This window comes from Niameybacter massiliensis, assembly GCF_001282685.1.
Taxonomy (GTDB): domain Bacteria; phylum Bacillota; class Clostridia; order Lachnospirales; family Cellulosilyticaceae; genus Holtiella; species Holtiella tumoricola.
This window is the reverse complement of sequence record NZ_LN875034.1, coordinates 310,854-327,864: the sequence shown is the minus strand read 5'-3', so window position 1 is coordinate 327,864 and position 17,011 is coordinate 310,854. Positions and strand designations below refer to the sequence as shown.

At 35.4% G+C, this 17,011-nt stretch carries 17 protein-coding genes; 4 read left to right on the top strand and 13 right to left on the bottom strand.

Annotation, left to right across the window (positions count from 1 at the left end):
• Window positions 1-177 precede the first annotated feature (177 nt).
• Window positions 178-903 carry a LytR/AlgR family response regulator transcription factor gene (locus tag BN2390_RS03920; RefSeq protein WP_053983046.1) on the bottom strand — a complete coding sequence of 242 codons (726 nt, stop codon included), beginning with the start codon at window positions 901-903 and terminating at the stop codon, window positions 178-180.
• Window positions 904-923: 20 nt separating this feature from the next.
• Complete coding sequence (locus BN2390_RS03915) at window positions 924-2,714, bottom strand: ATP-binding protein (RefSeq protein ID WP_053983045.1); 1,791 nt, start codon at window positions 2,712-2,714, stop codon at window positions 924-926.
• A gap of 339 nt (window positions 2,715-3,053) precedes the next feature.
• On the opposite strand from BN2390_RS03915, the gene BN2390_RS03910 reads away from it, so the two are divergent.
• The gene (locus BN2390_RS03910; protein WP_053983044.1) at window positions 3,054-3,524 is read left to right on the top strand and encodes a VanZ family protein; all 471 of its coding nucleotides are present in this window, start codon (window positions 3,054-3,056) and stop codon (window positions 3,522-3,524) included.
• A gap of 34 nt (window positions 3,525-3,558) precedes the next feature.
• Here BN2390_RS03910 and BN2390_RS03905 read toward each other — a convergent pair whose 3' ends face one another.
• Together BN2390_RS03905 and BN2390_RS21565 are read right to left on the bottom strand one after the other, a co-directional pair.
• Window positions 3,559-4,473: a nucleotidyltransferase family protein gene (locus BN2390_RS03905; RefSeq protein WP_053983043.1), complete on the bottom strand. Its 915-nt coding sequence runs from the start codon at window positions 4,471-4,473 to the stop codon at window positions 3,559-3,561.
• 231 nt (window positions 4,474-4,704) lie between these two features.
• Complete coding sequence (locus BN2390_RS21565) at window positions 4,705-4,863, bottom strand: hypothetical protein (RefSeq protein ID WP_154668763.1); 159 nt, start codon at window positions 4,861-4,863, stop codon at window positions 4,705-4,707.
• Window positions 4,864-4,965: 102 nt separating this feature from the next.
• On the opposite strand from BN2390_RS21565, the gene BN2390_RS03900 reads away from it, so the two are divergent.
• Window positions 4,966-5,892 (top strand): helix-turn-helix domain-containing protein, encoded by a 927-nt coding sequence (locus BN2390_RS03900; RefSeq protein WP_053983042.1) that lies wholly within the window; start codon window positions 4,966-4,968, stop codon window positions 5,890-5,892.
• A 121-nt stretch (window positions 5,893-6,013) separates the two neighbouring features.
• Here the strand turns inward: BN2390_RS03900 and BN2390_RS03895 are convergent, their stop codons facing one another.
• The 7 genes from BN2390_RS03895 to BN2390_RS03865 form a co-directional block, all read right to left on the bottom strand.
• Window positions 6,014-6,787 carry a hypothetical protein gene (locus BN2390_RS03895; RefSeq protein ID WP_053983041.1) on the bottom strand — a complete coding sequence of 258 codons (774 nt, stop codon included), beginning with the start codon at window positions 6,785-6,787 and terminating at the stop codon, window positions 6,014-6,016.
• A gap of 288 nt (window positions 6,788-7,075) precedes the next feature.
• Complete coding sequence (locus BN2390_RS03890) at window positions 7,076-8,440, bottom strand: MATE family efflux transporter (RefSeq protein ID WP_082238568.1); 1,365 nt, start codon at window positions 8,438-8,440, stop codon at window positions 7,076-7,078.
• A gap of 31 nt (window positions 8,441-8,471) precedes the next feature.
• Window positions 8,472-9,317: an ABC transporter permease gene (locus BN2390_RS03885; RefSeq protein WP_053983040.1), complete on the bottom strand. Its 846-nt coding sequence runs from the start codon at window positions 9,315-9,317 to the stop codon at window positions 8,472-8,474.
• A 13-nt stretch (window positions 9,318-9,330) separates the two neighbouring features.
• On the bottom strand, window positions 9,331-10,491 hold the full coding sequence (locus BN2390_RS03880; RefSeq protein WP_053983039.1) for an extracellular solute-binding protein: 1,161 nt from the start codon (window positions 10,489-10,491) through the stop codon (window positions 9,331-9,333).
• A 75-nt stretch (window positions 10,492-10,566) separates the two neighbouring features.
• The gene (locus tag BN2390_RS03875) at window positions 10,567-11,544 is read right to left on the bottom strand and encodes an ABC transporter ATP-binding protein (RefSeq protein ID WP_053983038.1); all 978 of its coding nucleotides are present in this window, start codon (window positions 11,542-11,544) and stop codon (window positions 10,567-10,569) included.
• Between the two features lie 13 nt (window positions 11,545-11,557).
• Window positions 11,558-12,397, bottom strand: coding sequence for an ABC transporter permease (locus BN2390_RS03870; protein ID WP_053983037.1), 840 nt, complete (start codon window positions 12,395-12,397; stop codon window positions 11,558-11,560).
• 4 nt (window positions 12,398-12,401) lie between these two features.
• Complete coding sequence (locus tag BN2390_RS03865) at window positions 12,402-13,076, bottom strand: glycerophosphodiester phosphodiesterase (RefSeq protein ID WP_053983036.1); 675 nt, start codon at window positions 13,074-13,076, stop codon at window positions 12,402-12,404.
• Between the two features lie 174 nt (window positions 13,077-13,250).
• Here BN2390_RS03865 and BN2390_RS03860 point away from each other — a divergent pair, with 174 nt between their 5' ends.
• Together BN2390_RS03860 and BN2390_RS03855 are read left to right on the top strand one after the other, a co-directional pair.
• Window positions 13,251-13,721, top strand: coding sequence for a DUF6669 family protein (locus BN2390_RS03860; protein WP_053983035.1), 471 nt, complete (start codon window positions 13,251-13,253; stop codon window positions 13,719-13,721).
• A complete protein-coding gene (locus BN2390_RS03855) occupies window positions 13,708-14,616 on the top strand; it encodes a CehA/McbA family metallohydrolase (protein ID WP_053983034.1) in 909 nt (302 codons plus the stop codon). The genes BN2390_RS03860 and BN2390_RS03855 overlap by 14 nt, the downstream gene beginning before the upstream one ends.
• Window positions 14,617-14,680: 64 nt before the next feature.
• Here the strand turns inward: BN2390_RS03855 and BN2390_RS03850 are convergent, their stop codons facing one another.
• Window positions 14,681-14,878: a cold shock domain-containing protein gene (locus BN2390_RS03850; protein ID WP_053983033.1), complete on the bottom strand. Its 198-nt coding sequence runs from the start codon at window positions 14,876-14,878 to the stop codon at window positions 14,681-14,683.
• Between the two features lie 583 nt (window positions 14,879-15,461).
• A complete protein-coding gene (locus BN2390_RS03845; protein WP_053983032.1) occupies window positions 15,462-16,994 on the bottom strand; it encodes an S-layer homology domain-containing protein in 1,533 nt (510 codons plus the stop codon).
• Between the last annotated feature and the right edge of the window lie 17 nt (window positions 16,995-17,011).

Here is a 17,011-nt window from a genome sequence, read left to right as displayed (position 1 = left end):
GGAGAGCTTAACAAACACCTGTGGAGACTTTTGCAAGTTATTTTTAGCATTTATCACTATCATATGGGGTTATGTTGAAAGGTGTTTATTAAGCTTTTTATGATTATAACATTGGCGCGAGTTACTTGATAAGTTTTTGTTGCAAATCATCTTATTTTTGTTCCAAACAATCTATTTCTACAGGTTTCTTAACATATACTGGGTATATTCGGCTTTTAAAGCCTTTGTATATTTACTTCCTATAGGCAAGCTCGTTCTATCTCTAAAAATAACCTGTTTATTTTGAACCTTATCTATATAAAATAGATTACACAAGTAAGACCTATGTATTCTAACAAACTGCTTATTATCTAGCTGCTTTTCTACCATTTCTAAAGTAGAATAAAATCTTCCTGCCTCTCCATTTAAAGTATGAATAATAACTATTCTCTTAAGCACTTCAAAATACATAATCTTCTCTATATCTATACTTCTTAATTCATGCCCAACTTTATAAAAGAACTTTGCAGCCTTATATTTACCAACGATTTGAGTTGCTTTAAGCAAAATTTCCTCAATCTTTTCATCTTGAACTTCTTGTTTGATTAAATAATGAAGTGGCATAATCTCTAAGGCATCAAAAACATGCTCTTTACTAACTGTTAAGAATACTACCGGTGCATTAGAACCTTTCATTCTTAGATGATTTGCTATTTCTACACCTGTTCTATTATCAATGAGTACATCTAAAAAGAAACAATCTATCTTTTCACTTAATGTCTCAATATCAAATAAAATTTGATCGCTACTAAAATACTTATGAATATTAATCTCTATATTATTTTTAACTGCCATCTTCTCTAATTTGATGCACAAATTATTTAAGAAAAGCTCTTCATCATCACATACACAAATATTGAACACGCTGTCGTAACTCCTCTATTCTAGACTTCAAACAAAACAAATGCGATTTCAAACACCTCTCTTGTATGACTAATCTGTAACTCTCCACCATACTTTTCTACGGATTTCTTTATATTTTTTAGTCCAAATCCATGTATCTCTTTATTTTCTTTTGTTGTTTTATAATTCATATCAATAGGCAAGCTAGTGTTAATCGCATTACTGATCTTACATATAAGTTGCCCTTCTTTATAGTAGATTTTAATATTAATCCATCTCAAATCATCTACCTTTTTACATGCCTCTATTGCATTATCAAGGGCATTGCCATATATGCTACACCAATCTAATAAATCAATAGCTATATTCTTTTTAATAAAAATTTCATGTGTTACTTTAATCCCTAGGGAATTAGCAATATAAAACTTTTCTGTAAGAATAGCATCTAAAATATAATTCCCAGTATCAACAACTTTCTGCTTCTGCTCTTCTATCTCTTCCACCATTAGGGACGTATAGTGCTGAACTTCTCCAATCTTGTTTTCACAGGCTAATTGATTCACCACTTTCCAATGATTCTTCGTATCATGTTGAAGTTTCTTATAGCTCGTATACTTTTGTTCCAACAATAAATAATGTTGTAATTGAGCATCTAATTGTACCTTTAAAACTCTATTATCATTTTTAGTTTCTAATAGTTTAACCAAACTATTAATAATCTTAACAATAATAACACCTTCCAAAAATATAATGGCCAAGACCATTGTGTTCATGCTTATACGTATGGAGTCTACATCCTTTTTAAATATATTGATAAGGATGATTAAAATAAATACTCCAAGTATACCTATTAAGTATTTTCTATTTTTATTAACTTCCTTAATCACTACTCCCATACAAGTAAATAAGGTAATACAAAAGAATAGGGTATAACCTCTTTGTACCGTATTTAAATCTATCATATCAAATAACTGCATAATTAAAATCAGCGCCCAGCATCCTAAGTGAATATCTGCTAACCATAAAATAATTTGCTTATATTCCATATTGTAACGATGATAAATATATCTATACATTAAAATAGGTGATACAAATAAAATATTTAATTGAATGTAATAATTAAATGCAAAATTATTATAGATAAATAAGTAACCTTGGCTCTGACCTATAATCCATATCACAACACACAAAATCAGTCCAACTAAATAGATATCTTGATAACCTATTTTATATTTAAGATTTACTAAAACAACAAGGGTTGATATTAATAAAGCCAGGAGTAGAAGTGAAAAAGCAATCATCATTTCTACACTACTCAAACTATATAGCACTAAAACATTATAGTCCCTTGTACCAAATTCTATTTTATATAATACATCTACAGTCTGCTTACCTGGTGATTCAAATTCAATTTTTACTTCTTTTCCAAAACAATCCTGTGGCAAATCTACAATAAAACAAGCATTACCTACTGCCTTCCCATGATTAATAGATTCTAGAGAATCAAATTGATAGATCAACTCATCCTCTAAAAATACTCTAAACTTTAAGTAAGACGCACCTATTCTTAACGTTGGATTAGAAAAATTTTCAAGGGGCAGCCTTTTTTGTATGGTTATTTTTTGATTTGCCTCATTTTCATGGACATCGTAAGGTAAATCTATAATTTTACCCAATGGACTTCCTTCTATCGTTAATAGCCAGCCCTTAGAAAACTCACCTATATGTTCTGTTCTTAATGGGTCCTTTGCATAAGGCAATGTTTGTCCCATAAAGAGGGTACCTAATAGAATAATGATACTGACAGTTACACTTATCAATATTTTCCTCATACTCTTGTCCCCCCCTTTTCACATTAAATCATTATATAGTTTGATTTTGTTGTCAAGAGTGTAGTAAATATATTTAGTAAAATTTACATCTAAGCATTTATTATAAAGTAAAAAACACTATAGACAGTCTATTATTCATAATGTCTTTTATCATTTTATTCTATACTTCATAATAACCATAGTAAGCATCATTTTTTCTATTTCAATTTCCTCCTGATTAAATTTTATAGTTATTTAAATTTTAATTATATTTTGTTTTACATATAAGTATATACGTTAAGTTTTATTTAGTTTTATGTTATTATACTATAATACAACTTATGTTTAGGAGGTTTCTGCATGATGAAATGCCGTTCTATTGCATGTGGTATCTTAATTGCCTGTGCAATATTATTGATCTTTCGTTTCTCATTACAAGATGCGCCTACCTCTAACACCCTTAGTAAGCAAGTGACTCAGTCTGTCGCCACAGTTATTGAACAAACAGGACTTTCAGAATCTATGAAGACACCAACTAATAGTGAGATACGTGCTTTAGCTCATTTTGGTCTCTTCTTTTTGCTGGGATTGATTTCAATGGGGAGCTTTCTATTCCAACAAATTTCTTTGCGTCGTGCTACTTGCATTACTCTGATTCTAGGTATGATTACTGCTTTGGTAGATGAGATTATACAACTTAGTTCAGATGGTAGAGCCTTTGAATGGATTGATATGGGCAAGGATGTTCTAGGTGTGTGTGTTAGCATTATCCTTATAAGTATCCTTGTACTTATCTATAGAGCAACAAAAAAAGCAGTGGAGGCCTTCTAAAGGCTCCACTGCTTTTTTTCTTATAAATCATTATTTATTTCCAGATATTTTCTGGGTAAACACCAGCATTTTGTAAGCCTTGAATAGCTTGTACAACAGCTGGTTTATCTTCTTTGTAAGTTACCCCATACCATTTATCTTTAGAATGAAGCACATCTACACTTGCTTTATCCCCTTGGATTAGAGTATCTACTACAGATGGCAAGAAGAACTCAGCCTTAAGTGGATTCGCTTGGATTGCTTGATCTAAAAATGGTACAAATTGAGCTTCTAGAGCTTCAAAGATACTTGGTGTAAAGCCCCATAAATTCATAGATACAATACTTTCTTCACTTACAGGTGTCCAAGTTTCTCCCTCTAAAAATTGCACTTCTCCCTCGTGATGTGCAATGTGAGTACGCTCACAAATAGAAGCAAGCTTAGCTTCTTGAGTAAGTTCACAAATTCCACGTGCTACATGACCATTTTCTGTTAAGGTATTCTTTAATGTATACCCTACCATAGCATAACGATATTTATTGTCATCTTGTGCTACTTTTAAGAAGTCATAAATGGCTTTAAAAGCTTCTTGACCATAGTAATCATCTGCATTGATAACTGCAAAAGGTTGATCTACTACTTCTTTACAACAAAGAATAGCATGACCTGTACCCCAAGGTTTGATGCGCTCTCCCGGCACTTCATAGCCTTCTGGTAACTTATCAAGCTCTTGGTACACATACTCTACCTCTATCATCTTAGCAATACGGTCTCCAATAGCTTGTTTGAAGTCTGCTTCATTAGCCCTTTTAATAATAAAGACAACCTTCTTAAATCCAGCTTGGATCGCATCATAGATAGAAAAATCAATAATAAGCTCTCCATGTGACCCTACTGGATCGATTTGTTTAAGTCCACCATAGCGACTCCCCATACCTGCTGCCATAATGACTAAAATTGGTTCTGACATAATTCCTACTCCTCTAAAATCTTTTATAATATATACTTTGTAATCCGTACTATTATAGCATAATTTGTCAGAAACTCAAATGTAGCCTTGTAGTTATCTCCATCTACGCCACTCTTTGGATAGCAGACAAACTCATTACTGGTACTATATTCCCCTATTTTTCTTAAATCTAATTACATATCGTATAACAAAAGGAATTTTTTTACACTAAAAAATGCCTAGGCATATTGACTAGGCATTTTGTTCCGATACATTTGGACAAGCACTCGTGTTTATATTCCCTTGGCGTGGTACTACAAAATCTTTATCTTCATTCCCGTATGAAGTATTTAATAAGACCACGAATAACATAAATAGCATAAATTGATAAATATGACGTCTTTTGTTCATATTATCTCCCCTTTCTTGTAGTATACTACTTTTGGTGACATAAATAAACCCGAATTCATTCTTGGTTTTTTGACCATTTTATTATATTAGGAGGACACTATCTTGTTTTATTCTTTACAATTAACTTCTTTTGGCAAAAAAATTAGCACTTTACGTAAGCAAAATAAAATTACTCAACTCACTGTATCTGAACAAACAGGCGTTAATGTTGATACCATCAGACGTATTGAACAAGGCTTAGTACTTCCCAAGTTAGATACCCTTCTACTACTTTCATCGGCATATAAGGTGGATTTATTACAGATTTTTTTAGAATATTGCTGGGATGAACCTTTAAAGAATATCTATAATCAACTAGATCCTATCATGGCGACTATGAACACTGAAGAGATTGTTACCTTCTGCGATGAATCCATTGCATTTATCAATATGTCTGCTGATACCAGTAACTTACTCCTTCCTATTGAAAGCGATCAATTACGCTACTTATTAGAAGGAATTAAAGCCAGCACCGATAGTAACCAAATGGATATCTCTACAGATTTACTCTTAAAAGGTTTAAGATGTACTCAGCCTGAAATATCTTTTGATAAGCTATCTAAACTATGCTTTAGTGAGATTGAGTTACGCCTCCTCTATTTAATAGCAGCCAACTATCTAGACCTTAATAAAACAGATGAAAGTATTGCCATTCTCTTACACTTGCTATCTATGCCAGACTCAACGCTGTCTTCAAAGCTTCGTATTAAAGCTCATGGACTACTTTCCTATAACTTCTTTGCTATAGGCGACTACAAGCAGTCCTTACACTATGCAGATAAAGGAATAGAACTGACACGCAAGGCGCAAACGACCTATTATGCTCATACACTGCTTGCACGTAAGGCTGTAGCCTTATTAAAACTTGGACAAGAAGGTTACGAAGAAAATATGAAACTGTGTATCTCACTTCTTCAATTTGAAGGCCATACCCACTTAGTAGAACACTATCGTCAAGTTTCTAAGGAGCGTTATCATATTTCTATCTAGAAACCTAGAGATACAATAAAAGGTGTAGGATAAGATTACTAAGTCTTATCCTACACCTTTTTCTTTTACCTGCGTACACAGACCCCTCCATGTAAGCATTTACTCCCCTTCATCCACTTGCCTAATCAATGTGTAATTCCTGCTCACCTGGATAGTGCAACTCACAAAAATAATTGTGATAATCTGCAATCCATACGTATTTATCCCATACCCTTGTATTTCCCTTATTTGTTTCTAGCGCTGCTTCCACCTTTGCCTTATGTCGCATTAACAAAGCATACTTCACCTTCTCAAATTCATATGCCGTATAGCATTCCTTATAATACTTAAAGATGGTATTAAGATAGTTCAAGAACCATTGTCCATCACTATCAACCAAAACCTTGCTGTTTTGAAGGTCTATCTCATCATCCTTTGTAAAGCCTTTCAACATTTCTACTGTTTGAGCATCTAACACAATCCTTGGATAGCACGCCACCTGACTCTCTACATGATGGGCATCAAGAAGTGCAGGACCAAAAACAATATCTTCATTAATATAGAAGTCCCCCATACTTAACCCACCTCTAACAAATAACCCTTCTACGGCTAAGTTAAACTGATACTCTGCTACATTATCGAGAATCTCATCTAACTCCTCTTGCCCGTCATGATTTATAGGATAAGCCACTACCATATTATCTGTAAAAATCTTTATCTTGCCTTGACTATATTTATTAGGAATAATACACTGCTTATTTTTATTAATTAAATAATTTATTTCCTTAAGCAACTTATTCCCATATCCATACTGACAAGATTCTAAGATCATCTGTGAAAACCCTAAAATATCTATAGCACATACCACCGAGTTCACTAATTCTGGATTTACCTCATTATACTTTTGTTTACTCAATCAACCACTCCCTATCATTTCTTTTTATAAATAAAAAAATTCACATCTTATTACAGATTATATCCCGTGATACGTATAATCTCTAATAACCTGTGAATCCCAAACATTATATAAACTATATCTAACTACTATTGAACATCTTGCTCTATTATAACATGCTTTTTTTATTTGTCAATGAATGGGACTAAGGGCCTAGATAGAAGAAGAGTGCCAAAGTTTATAAACCTTAGCACTCTTCTTATGTTTATTATGCTTCTGTCTAGGTGATTAGGTACTTCTTACATTTGCTTAAATGACATCTAAATGATCATGTATTTGATCTATTCCACCGGTCTCTTGTCTAGACTTGATGATATACCTTGTAATCAGTGGAATCAATGCGCATAGCCATGCTAGTGGGGTTGCAAAATACACTCCCATATATCCAAAGAAGGCTGGCAGAAATACACAAGCTACCGTTCTTGCCACTAGCTCTGCAATCCCCCCAATCATGGGTACAATGGCTTCTCCCATACCTTGAAGTCCACTACGGAAGATAAATAAGCTACAAAGAGCTGGGTAGAAGATGGCTATAAGTACCAAGTAATCTTTGGCATACTTGAGTACTTCTGGGCTGGTATCTTCCATAAAGAGTTTGACCATGCTTTCCCCACCCAAGATATTAATCATGGCCGCAATGACTGTGGCACACATACCTAGTACCAACACGCTAGAAAAGCCTTTTTTGACACGGTCCATACGTCCTGCTCCTATATTCTGGCCACAGTAAGTCTCCATAGTTAGTCCTAATGCATACAGTGGCTGAGTAACCAGTGCTTCTACCTTACTTGCTGCGGCATAGGCTGCCATAATCCCTGCACCATAGATGTTAAGTGCACCTTGTAGAATGACCATACCTAAAGCGGTAATGGAGCACTGGAGTGCCATAGGTAATCCTAGTCTCAAATGCCATTTAGAGTCCTCCATACAGCAGGCAAAATCTTGTTTACTTAAGCGTAGAAGCTCGTACTTTCTTACTGCATAAACATTACAAACCGCAGCACCAATAAGCTGTGCAAGGACTGTTGCTAAGGCTGCTCCCATAACACCCATATTAAAGTTAATGATAAAGACTAAGTCTAGTATAATGTTAAGAACAGAGGAAAAGACCAGACACATGAGTGGTGTCTTACTATCTCCTAACGCTCTCAAGATGCCTGCTATCATATTGTAGTAGATGGTTGCTCCAATCCCTGCAAAGATAACACCAATATACTCATAAGCTATACCAAACAAATCTTCTGGCATATTCATCATCTTAAGGAACCCTTTAGTCCCTCCCAGACTTAAGCTGGTTAGGAGGATACTGATAATGAGGCAAAGGATGACTGAAGTCCCTATTGTCTTCTTCACGCCCTCTTTGTCTCCTGCCCCATACTTTTGAGCCGTTACAACAGCAAACCCACCTGTCATACCTGTTGCAAAGCCTATAACCAAATAGTTAAGTGCACCTGTTGCACCTACTGCTGCTAGCTCATTGACACCAATAAGTCTGCCTATAATAATGGTGTCTACCATGCTATACAGTTGTTGAAATAAATTACCGATTAATAGTGGTATTGAAAAAAACAGAATCACCTTATAAGGTGATCCTGTTGTCATATTTTTAGTCAAAATAATTCTCCTTTAGTCTACTCATGATGTGTTATGCTTGTTTTTCCCAATCTTTTTCCTTCATATTCGTATAGATATAGACTGCCGCAGACACTGCTGATAGTAAAAACATAATAACAGATAAGGCTGCTGCTCTCTCATAGTGTCCCTTATTAAACTCTGAGAAAAGACTAATCCCTAACATCTGAGGATAGTTGCCATCCATTAGATATGGTGTAGTAAATGAACCAATATTGCTCATGAAGATAAAGGTAGCAGCAATGAAAATATCTTTCACTGTCAGCGGGATAATCATCTTCCATAAAATATGTAGTTTCTTCGCGCCAGCATCTCTTGCCGCTTCAATAACGGAGTCCGGTATAGATGCAAGGGCTGCGGTAAGGAGCATGGTTGCAAAAGGAATGTTGAACCATAAGTTCATCAAGATAACCCCTTTTGCATTGTACATAAGTCCTAACTGAAGCTCAAAGCCCATAGCATTGGCAATTCTACTTAGTAGTCCTGAATCTCTAATGATAGTAATCATACCATTTACAGCCACTAAGCCTGGTATAAATCGTGGTAATAAGTACAGGCTACCTATAGCCTTACTCACTCTAGTATTTGAAAATCTTAGGTAAAGTCCTAATAAGTAGGCAATCCCTATAGCTAAGACTACTGTAATAACAACCACTTGTAAGGTATAAATAATATTGTTTCTTTGGATTTCATTGGTGAAAAAGTAAGCATAATTATCTAATCCATAGGTGCCATCATCTAGCTGAAAACTACGTACAAGAGCCGTTGCAATTGGGTAGATAACAACCAAAGCCAGAATGGAGAAGGCCGGGAGTATAAATAAATACGGTAATAGTTTCTTTAATGCATTGTTCTTCATCTGCTTCTCCTACTTATTGTAATGTCCCAATCTCTACGTCCCATTTTTCATTTAATTGGTCACCTAAACCACCAATACTTTTGATTCTAAATTCATCAATTTTAAGTTCAGAAATAATGCTTGTAAGATTTTCATCTAATAACTCAAAATCAATAACAGGAATAGCTGCCATGGCATCAAGAGCAATATTTTGTGCTTCTGGGCTAATCATATAGTTCATAAAGGCATAAGCACCTTCTGTGTTTGATCCAATAGATGGAATACCTAATGCTACTGTACTTCCTGTAAATGAAGGTTCAATTTGAGCAATCTTGATAGTACTTGGTAACACACCTTCTCTATATTGAGTAATTGCCATATCTGCCCATGCTGGGATAATATCTACTTCTTTATTTGCAAGTAAATCTAAAGTTCCTTGATTTTTGTTTGGATAAACCACTTTGCCTGATGATTTGTAAAGGTATGGGTGAAGCTCTGTTAATAAGTTAAAGCCTTGTTCCCACTGAGCTACGTATTTTTCATCTGTAGAAGTTAAAGCTTCTTCTTCAAGGAAGTTATAAACAGCTGTTGTTACAAATGAACTCCCTGCTCCACCTGAAGATGGTGTGTTGTAGGCAAAGCGACCTGGATTATCTTTAATCCATTGATAAAGTTCTTCCGCTGTAGTTGGTGGATTTGGTACAGTCTCTGAGTTGTAAGCAAGGACAACTGTTGTCCCGCGGTACGGAAGCACTAAATCTTCTCTAAAAGTTGCTGGAATTTGTAAGTTCTCCATATTAGGGATTTTAGATTGATCAAGTTCTACGAATACGTCTTCCCCACATAATTCAAGGTAACGCATCACTTCGTCTCCACCTAATTCAACAAGGTCGTAATCTGTATTAGTTTGACCTGCCTTTTTTGCAGCTGCAATACGGTCTACAATCCCTTGTGCACCTGTACCTGCTGTAATAAATTGAAGCTCTGCCACATAGCCTTCTTCATTGCTTTTGTTAAATTGTTCAATTTGCTTTTCAAATTGAACACGTACGTTATCTGAACCACTTGCCCAGATCGTCACTGTCTTATCATCTTCTTTAGCACCAGCTGAAGATGAGCCTGTGCTACATCCTACTAATACAGATCCACTTATTGCTAATATACCTACAATTGACATTAATTTTCTTAGTTTCATTTGATTATCTCCTTAGATGTTAGCTTTAATTTATGTATTTTTTAAGTCTTATTTCTGTCCTATGTATTTTCTTTATTACGCGCTATAAACGCATTTTTTATGGAAGGATAAAGATACTTTATCTTTGATTTTCAATATGTCTGCTACGGATCTTGATAAGTAAGTTTTCACCACGTTATCCCCTACTTGGATATTAACCTCTACATAGTGTCCTAAGATCATAATGGTACGGATATGGCCTTCGATATCGCCACCTTCACCATCTTTTTCAACCACAATATCTTCTGGTCTAACCGCTGTAGTTGTACCATCACCATTTTCAAAGAAATTCATCTCTCCAATGAAGGATGCCACGTACTTAGTAGCTGGTGTATCATAGATTTCTGTAGGTGTGCCGATTTGCTCCACCTTCCCTTTATTCATAACAACGATACGGTGTGAAAGTGCCATTGCCTCTGTCTGGTCATGAGTAACAAAGACAACAGTAATATTCAGGTCTTCTTGAATCTTCTTAAGCTCTTCTCTCATCTGTGAACGAATCTTAGCATCTAATGCTGAGAAAGGTTCGTCTAATAGAAGGACAGATGGTTTTAATAATAATGCTCTTGCAATAGCTACACGTTGTTGTTGCCCACCTGAAAGTTGCCCTGGATACTTACGATCAAAGCCTTCCATACATACAAGCTTTAAGGCTTTTGTGATTTCTTCCTTAATTACATCTTTAGGTACTTTTCTTATTTTTAAGCCAAAGGCTAAATTATCAAAGACAGTCATATGTGGCCATAGGTTATAACTTTGAAACACCATAGCTGTCGGACGTTGTTCTGGTGGAAGATCCTTTACAGACTGTCCATCGATTTCAATATCTCCACCATCAATATCTAGAAAGCCACCAAGGGTTCTAAGGATAGTAGACTTCCCACATCCAGATGGTCCAAGCATGGTTAAGAACTCCCCTTCAAACACATCAATGTTGATGTTATCTACCCCATCACCATTTTTATAGACTTTTTTCATATTACTTATTTTTAATTTCACGTTCTGATTACTCATTTTGATTCCCTTCCTATTTCATGTTATAACCTTTTGCTATTTTGTCTGCTCCTAAGTGCTTTCTTAAACATACCAAGATAATAATGGTTGGAATGATTAAGATAATGGATAATACTGGCCCTGCTGTAATCGGATATTCCATGATAATACCGTATAACTCTACTGGCATTGTTTTGAACTGAGGGAAACCAACTAACATGGTTCCTTGTGCCTCTTCTAATGAACCAAGGAATGTAAAGACAGATGCTACCAAAATACCTGGGAACGCTAATGGAAGCGTAATATTAAAGAAGGTTCTAATTGGACCTGCCCCTACATCTCTTGCTGATTCTTCTTGTTGTCTATGGATACTTCTAAAAGCATTAGATGGAATCCATGTCATAAACATTAAAGAATTCAGTACATGAATGATAACAACCCCTGCAAAAGTTCCCATCAGATTTAATTTATAGAAGATAATCCCTATAGAAATATATAACCCCATCTTAGGGAATGCATTACTAAGTAAGAAGGAAAGCAAGAAGATCTTCTTCCCTTTAAAGTCAAACCTTGCTATGGCATAGGCAGCTGGTATACAAATGAGTAAAGAAACAATTGTAACCACTGTCGCAATGACAAAAGAAAGGACAATAGAACTTATCAGATTGTTCTGTCCTAGTACAAACTCCCACCACTTTAAGCCAAATTCTTGTGGGAAGACGGCTGGTACTTCATATTTGTTTGAAAATGCAAGCATACATAAGTTCATTAATGGTAAGTAGAAGAACAATACAAATACTGCAAATAAGATATACTCAAAAAAGTTTTTCTTGCCTAATGCATAGTAAAAGGCTTTTGGAGATAATAATTTCACTGTCCTACTCCCCTCTTACACTTACTCGTTCTAATGCACCTTTTACATTACGTGTTGTAATGTTAAGAGCACCCATTTGTGTTAATCTTTCAATCTCTGCAACTTCATTCACTGTCCAAGCAGAAAAGGCTACATCATGTCTTGCCATATAATCAACTACACTATCTGCACATAATCTGTAGTTCATATTGATACATGTGATATTTAATTTTGCTGCTTCTTCTATACCTCTAAATAAGTGTTTGCAAAGCACATCTTGTGCCATGTCCTCACCAGACTCTATCTCTGGTACAAGGATTTCTAAGTTGAGATAAAGGTCTACACCTTTTAATGTCTCTAGACCTTGTGTCGCAAACTTTAAGTCCACTGTACCAGAATAGATCAGTTGATTTTCAACTCCATAGGCTTTGGCTAAAGCGAATACACTTTCCTCTAAGCCCGCTTCTTTTAAATCGCAATTCATCTTTTTATATTTATAATTTTTTAATATTTCAAAAGCATCGGCTAAAAATGGTACCTCTTCCTCTGTTGCATCATGAGCTAAAACCAGTTCGCCCTGTTTATTCTTTCTTACATCGACTTCGATAGCATCAATGTCCTTTTCTAGCGCATACTGTACAAATTCAATAGAATTATCTGCTGTTTGGTCACATCCTGAATGTGCTGTTATAAGTGTCATGTTCGTCTCCTTTTCAAGCATATTAGCCACTTCATCATAATGTATTTCATTTAATCCTATCTATCATTTTTTGTTAAATATAAATTAATTGTAAATAATTTAAGTTTAAATCTATGTTAAATGAATTGATTCTCTCAAGTGAACCCCCTAAACTCCTTATTAAGGAGGTGTGTGATGCAAACACTACACAAATTTTCAGGTATACTTAATCAAGGATTCGTAGGCAACATCTGCTATAACTTTGCCTTAGCAACACCGTACAAAGCCCTTAAAATAAGGTTAACCTATGATAAATTACTATTTAATGAAGCAAGTCCATCTGCACGAGCAGCCATCGAAAAAACCTATCTTGACCACTATAACCAACCCTTAAAGGAAGCTAACACCTCAGCAATCTTATCCTCTATGAAAACTGAGATACAGCTTGCAGCCTATATAGGTGATACCTTTATCGGGAATATCCATAATCCTGCTACTTGCAAAGAAATTTCTATTTCTCAGGCTGAGGCCTCTAATGGCTGCTTCTCTCTAGAAACTGAATCTATAATAGGTACACTTAAAGTGGTAGTCAACGTCTTTAGCGTACTTGAAGACGAGACAACTTATACCCTAACCATAGAAGGAGAACCTTATGAAGTGCTATAAACGTATTGAACTCCATAACCACTCTACCGAGTCTGACGGTGGCATGTCCGTCCCTCAACTTGTAGATTATCTCTATGCCAATCAGATTACATGCTTTGCCTTAACGGATCACAACACTACATCAGGTACACCTAAAATAGAAGCTTACCTTCAAAAAGCGAAGCTCCCTATTCAGCATCTACCAGGATTTGAGCTCACTTCTTATCACGGACATATCCTCTGCTACAATATGGGACGCTATATTCCATGGGATGATATTGATAAGTACAATGGAGATTTACTCTTTGACCGTGTCCATCAACAAGGTGGGATTGTAGGGATTGCTCATCCCTTCTCCGTTCCTGCACCTATTGCCAATGGTATGCGCTTTGATATGCACATCCATAACCATGACCTTCTAGACTTTATCGAAGTCATCAACAATGCTCACTCTATGGTCCCTGACAATATACAAGGCATCCTCTGGTGGGAAGAACTTCTCTTTAAAGGCCACCGCATTGCAGCAACAACAGGTATGGACCTACATAGACCAAGTGACCTTACAGGCTACTTTACCACTTACTTTTTAGAAGAAGATCCAAGTCTATCCCTTGCTGTAAGCTTTGCAAATGCCATTAAGCAGGGTCAAACTATCATAACTAGAGGCCCACTTATCGTGGCATCCTTAATAGACACTCAGCTGGAACTAGAACTAAGCCATGTACCTAGTACACCTCTCCATGCCGTTGTCAAAACAGGTATGAGAACCTTGACTCTAGACCTAGTACCTTCCTCTACACGCATTACCACTCACTTTGTACCAAAGCCCAAAGAAAAGGCAATCGTTGTAGAACTCTACGAAGGGAGCATTGCACCAGACCACTTAGTCGCTCTAGCACCACCTATTTATTTGTAAACAATAAAAAAAGGGGTATGATAAGATCAATGATCTCATCATACCCCTTTCAGGTTTGCATAAATTATGCTTTTGTTACGTTTTCTGCTTGTGCGCCACGTGGACCTTTAGTAATATCGAAGTTTACTCTTTGTCCTTCTTCAAGAGATTTGAATCCATCTCCTTGGATAGCTGAGAAATGTACGAATACATCGTCGCCATCTTCTCTAGAAATAAAACCAAAACCTTTTTCTGCGTTAAACCATTTAACTGTACCTGTCATTTGTGGTACCTCCTAATATAATTTTTCTGTAATTTAGGCGAATAAAAATTCACATAATACTACAGACTATATTGAGTAATCTATATAATCTCTAATAACATGTGAATCTCAAACATTATATAAGCTATACGACACTACTTAATATCTACATTCAGTATAGTACAAGCTGTCGGTCTTGTCAACTATATTTTTAAATTTTTAAATTTTCTTTTGTTAATAAGTGTTTAATCTTGATGTTTAATACACCATTTGATTATTTCTTATAAACAAGTAACCTTTATCCTCTCTCATACAGAGGACCTATAATAAAAAAATTCACATCCTATTACAGATTATATCGCGTGATATATATAATCTCTAATAACATGTGAATCTCAAATATTATATGAACTATATGTAACTACTAACTGAATATCTTCTTTCACTCATTATAACATGGGGTTTGTATTTGTCAATGAACAAGGTTAAAGCTCTACTTTTATTCTTTCTATATAGCTCATACATACTGTAATAAAAGTAATGGGTTGGAGAAGCACGTTGCCTTTATTACAGTATGTTATAAACTTATAGTACCTAGATTTCTCTATTTAATAATCTGACTTAGTATGACTGCCATTTGCTCACGTGTAAGAGGAGATGTTACATCTAATGTATCATTTAGCTCTTGGATCATACCACTTTCGATTAATGCAGCTACATATCCTTTCGCCCAAACAGGAATACTTGCATTATCTTTATATTTTGCTAATACTTTATCTGATGCTTCTTTGCCTAGTGGCTCTACCTTTTGTAAGTTAGAAACTGCTACTAAAATTTCTGCCTTTGTGATGGTTCCATTTGGTCTGAAGCTATTATCTTCATAACCTACCATAATTTTTGCATCTACACATTTTTGTACTGCATTGTAGAACCATTTATTAGGTGTAATATCTTTTAACTCTTTAACTTCCTTTTGTACAGGCTCAGCAATAAGTTTTGCTAACACTTGAGCTGCTTCTGCACGTGTAATTTCTTTTTCAGGCTTAAAGCTATTATCTTTGTATCCTTGCATGAGCCCTTTAGTCATTACTTTTTTAATCGCCTCATAAGGTGCTTTTGTTGAAGTAACATCTGTTAATTTGCTCATTACTGCTTCAATTTCACTTTCAGCAACGACATCTTTTATTTCGATATGCTTAGATACTACTTTAACTTCCTCTGTAGCAGGTTTTACCTTTTCTACCATGGTTTCCGCTTTAGATTCTGTCTTAGATTCTACTTTAGGCTGTACTTTGCTCTCTGCTTTAGCTTCTACTTTAGGCTGTACCTTGCTCTCTGCTTTAGCTTCCACTTTAGGCTGTACCTTGCCCTCTACTTTAGCTTCCACTTTAGGCTGTACCTTGCCCTCTGCTTTAGGTTCCACTTTAACTTCTGCTTTAGCTGGTTTTACAGCTTCTGCCGCTGGAGCTGGGACTACCTTTACTTCATTTGATTCCATCTTTACTGTCTTGTTATCCACTGACTTTTCTTTACTTACTTCATAAGTACTTTTATCATTTCCATATACCTCTGAAGTTGTCAATCCACTATGAGAATAATTTGAATAAGTGTTATCTATTTCATTATGTGTATTTGGTATAAAATGCTCTCCCATAGTATATGGATATTCTGCTTCATGAATATACTCTGAGTTATATGGATACTCTGTCTCATGGGTATAACCTGGAGTAGGTGAATACTCTGTCTCATGAGTATATCCTGGAGTATATGGATATTCTGTCTCATGAGTATATCCTGGAGTATATGGATATTCTGTCTCATGGGTATATCCTGGAGTAGGTAGGTATTCTGGAGTAGGTAGATATTCTGAATGAGGATACTCTGGTGTAAATAGGTAATCAGGATGAGGTGTTTCTAGATAAGTATCATTTGTATAATATGGATCTGTGTACAAGGATGTATCCATTCTATCTTCCTCATAAGGTGTTTCCCTTGTTTCAGTTGTATCATAGATATATCCAGTTTCTCCTAAAGATACTGTTTCATTTCCTGCGTAAACATTAGTAATAGGAACGAATACAACAGGTGTTGTCATAGCTAGTGATAATAATATTTTAAAATGCTTTTGATATTTCATAAATACTCCTCATATTA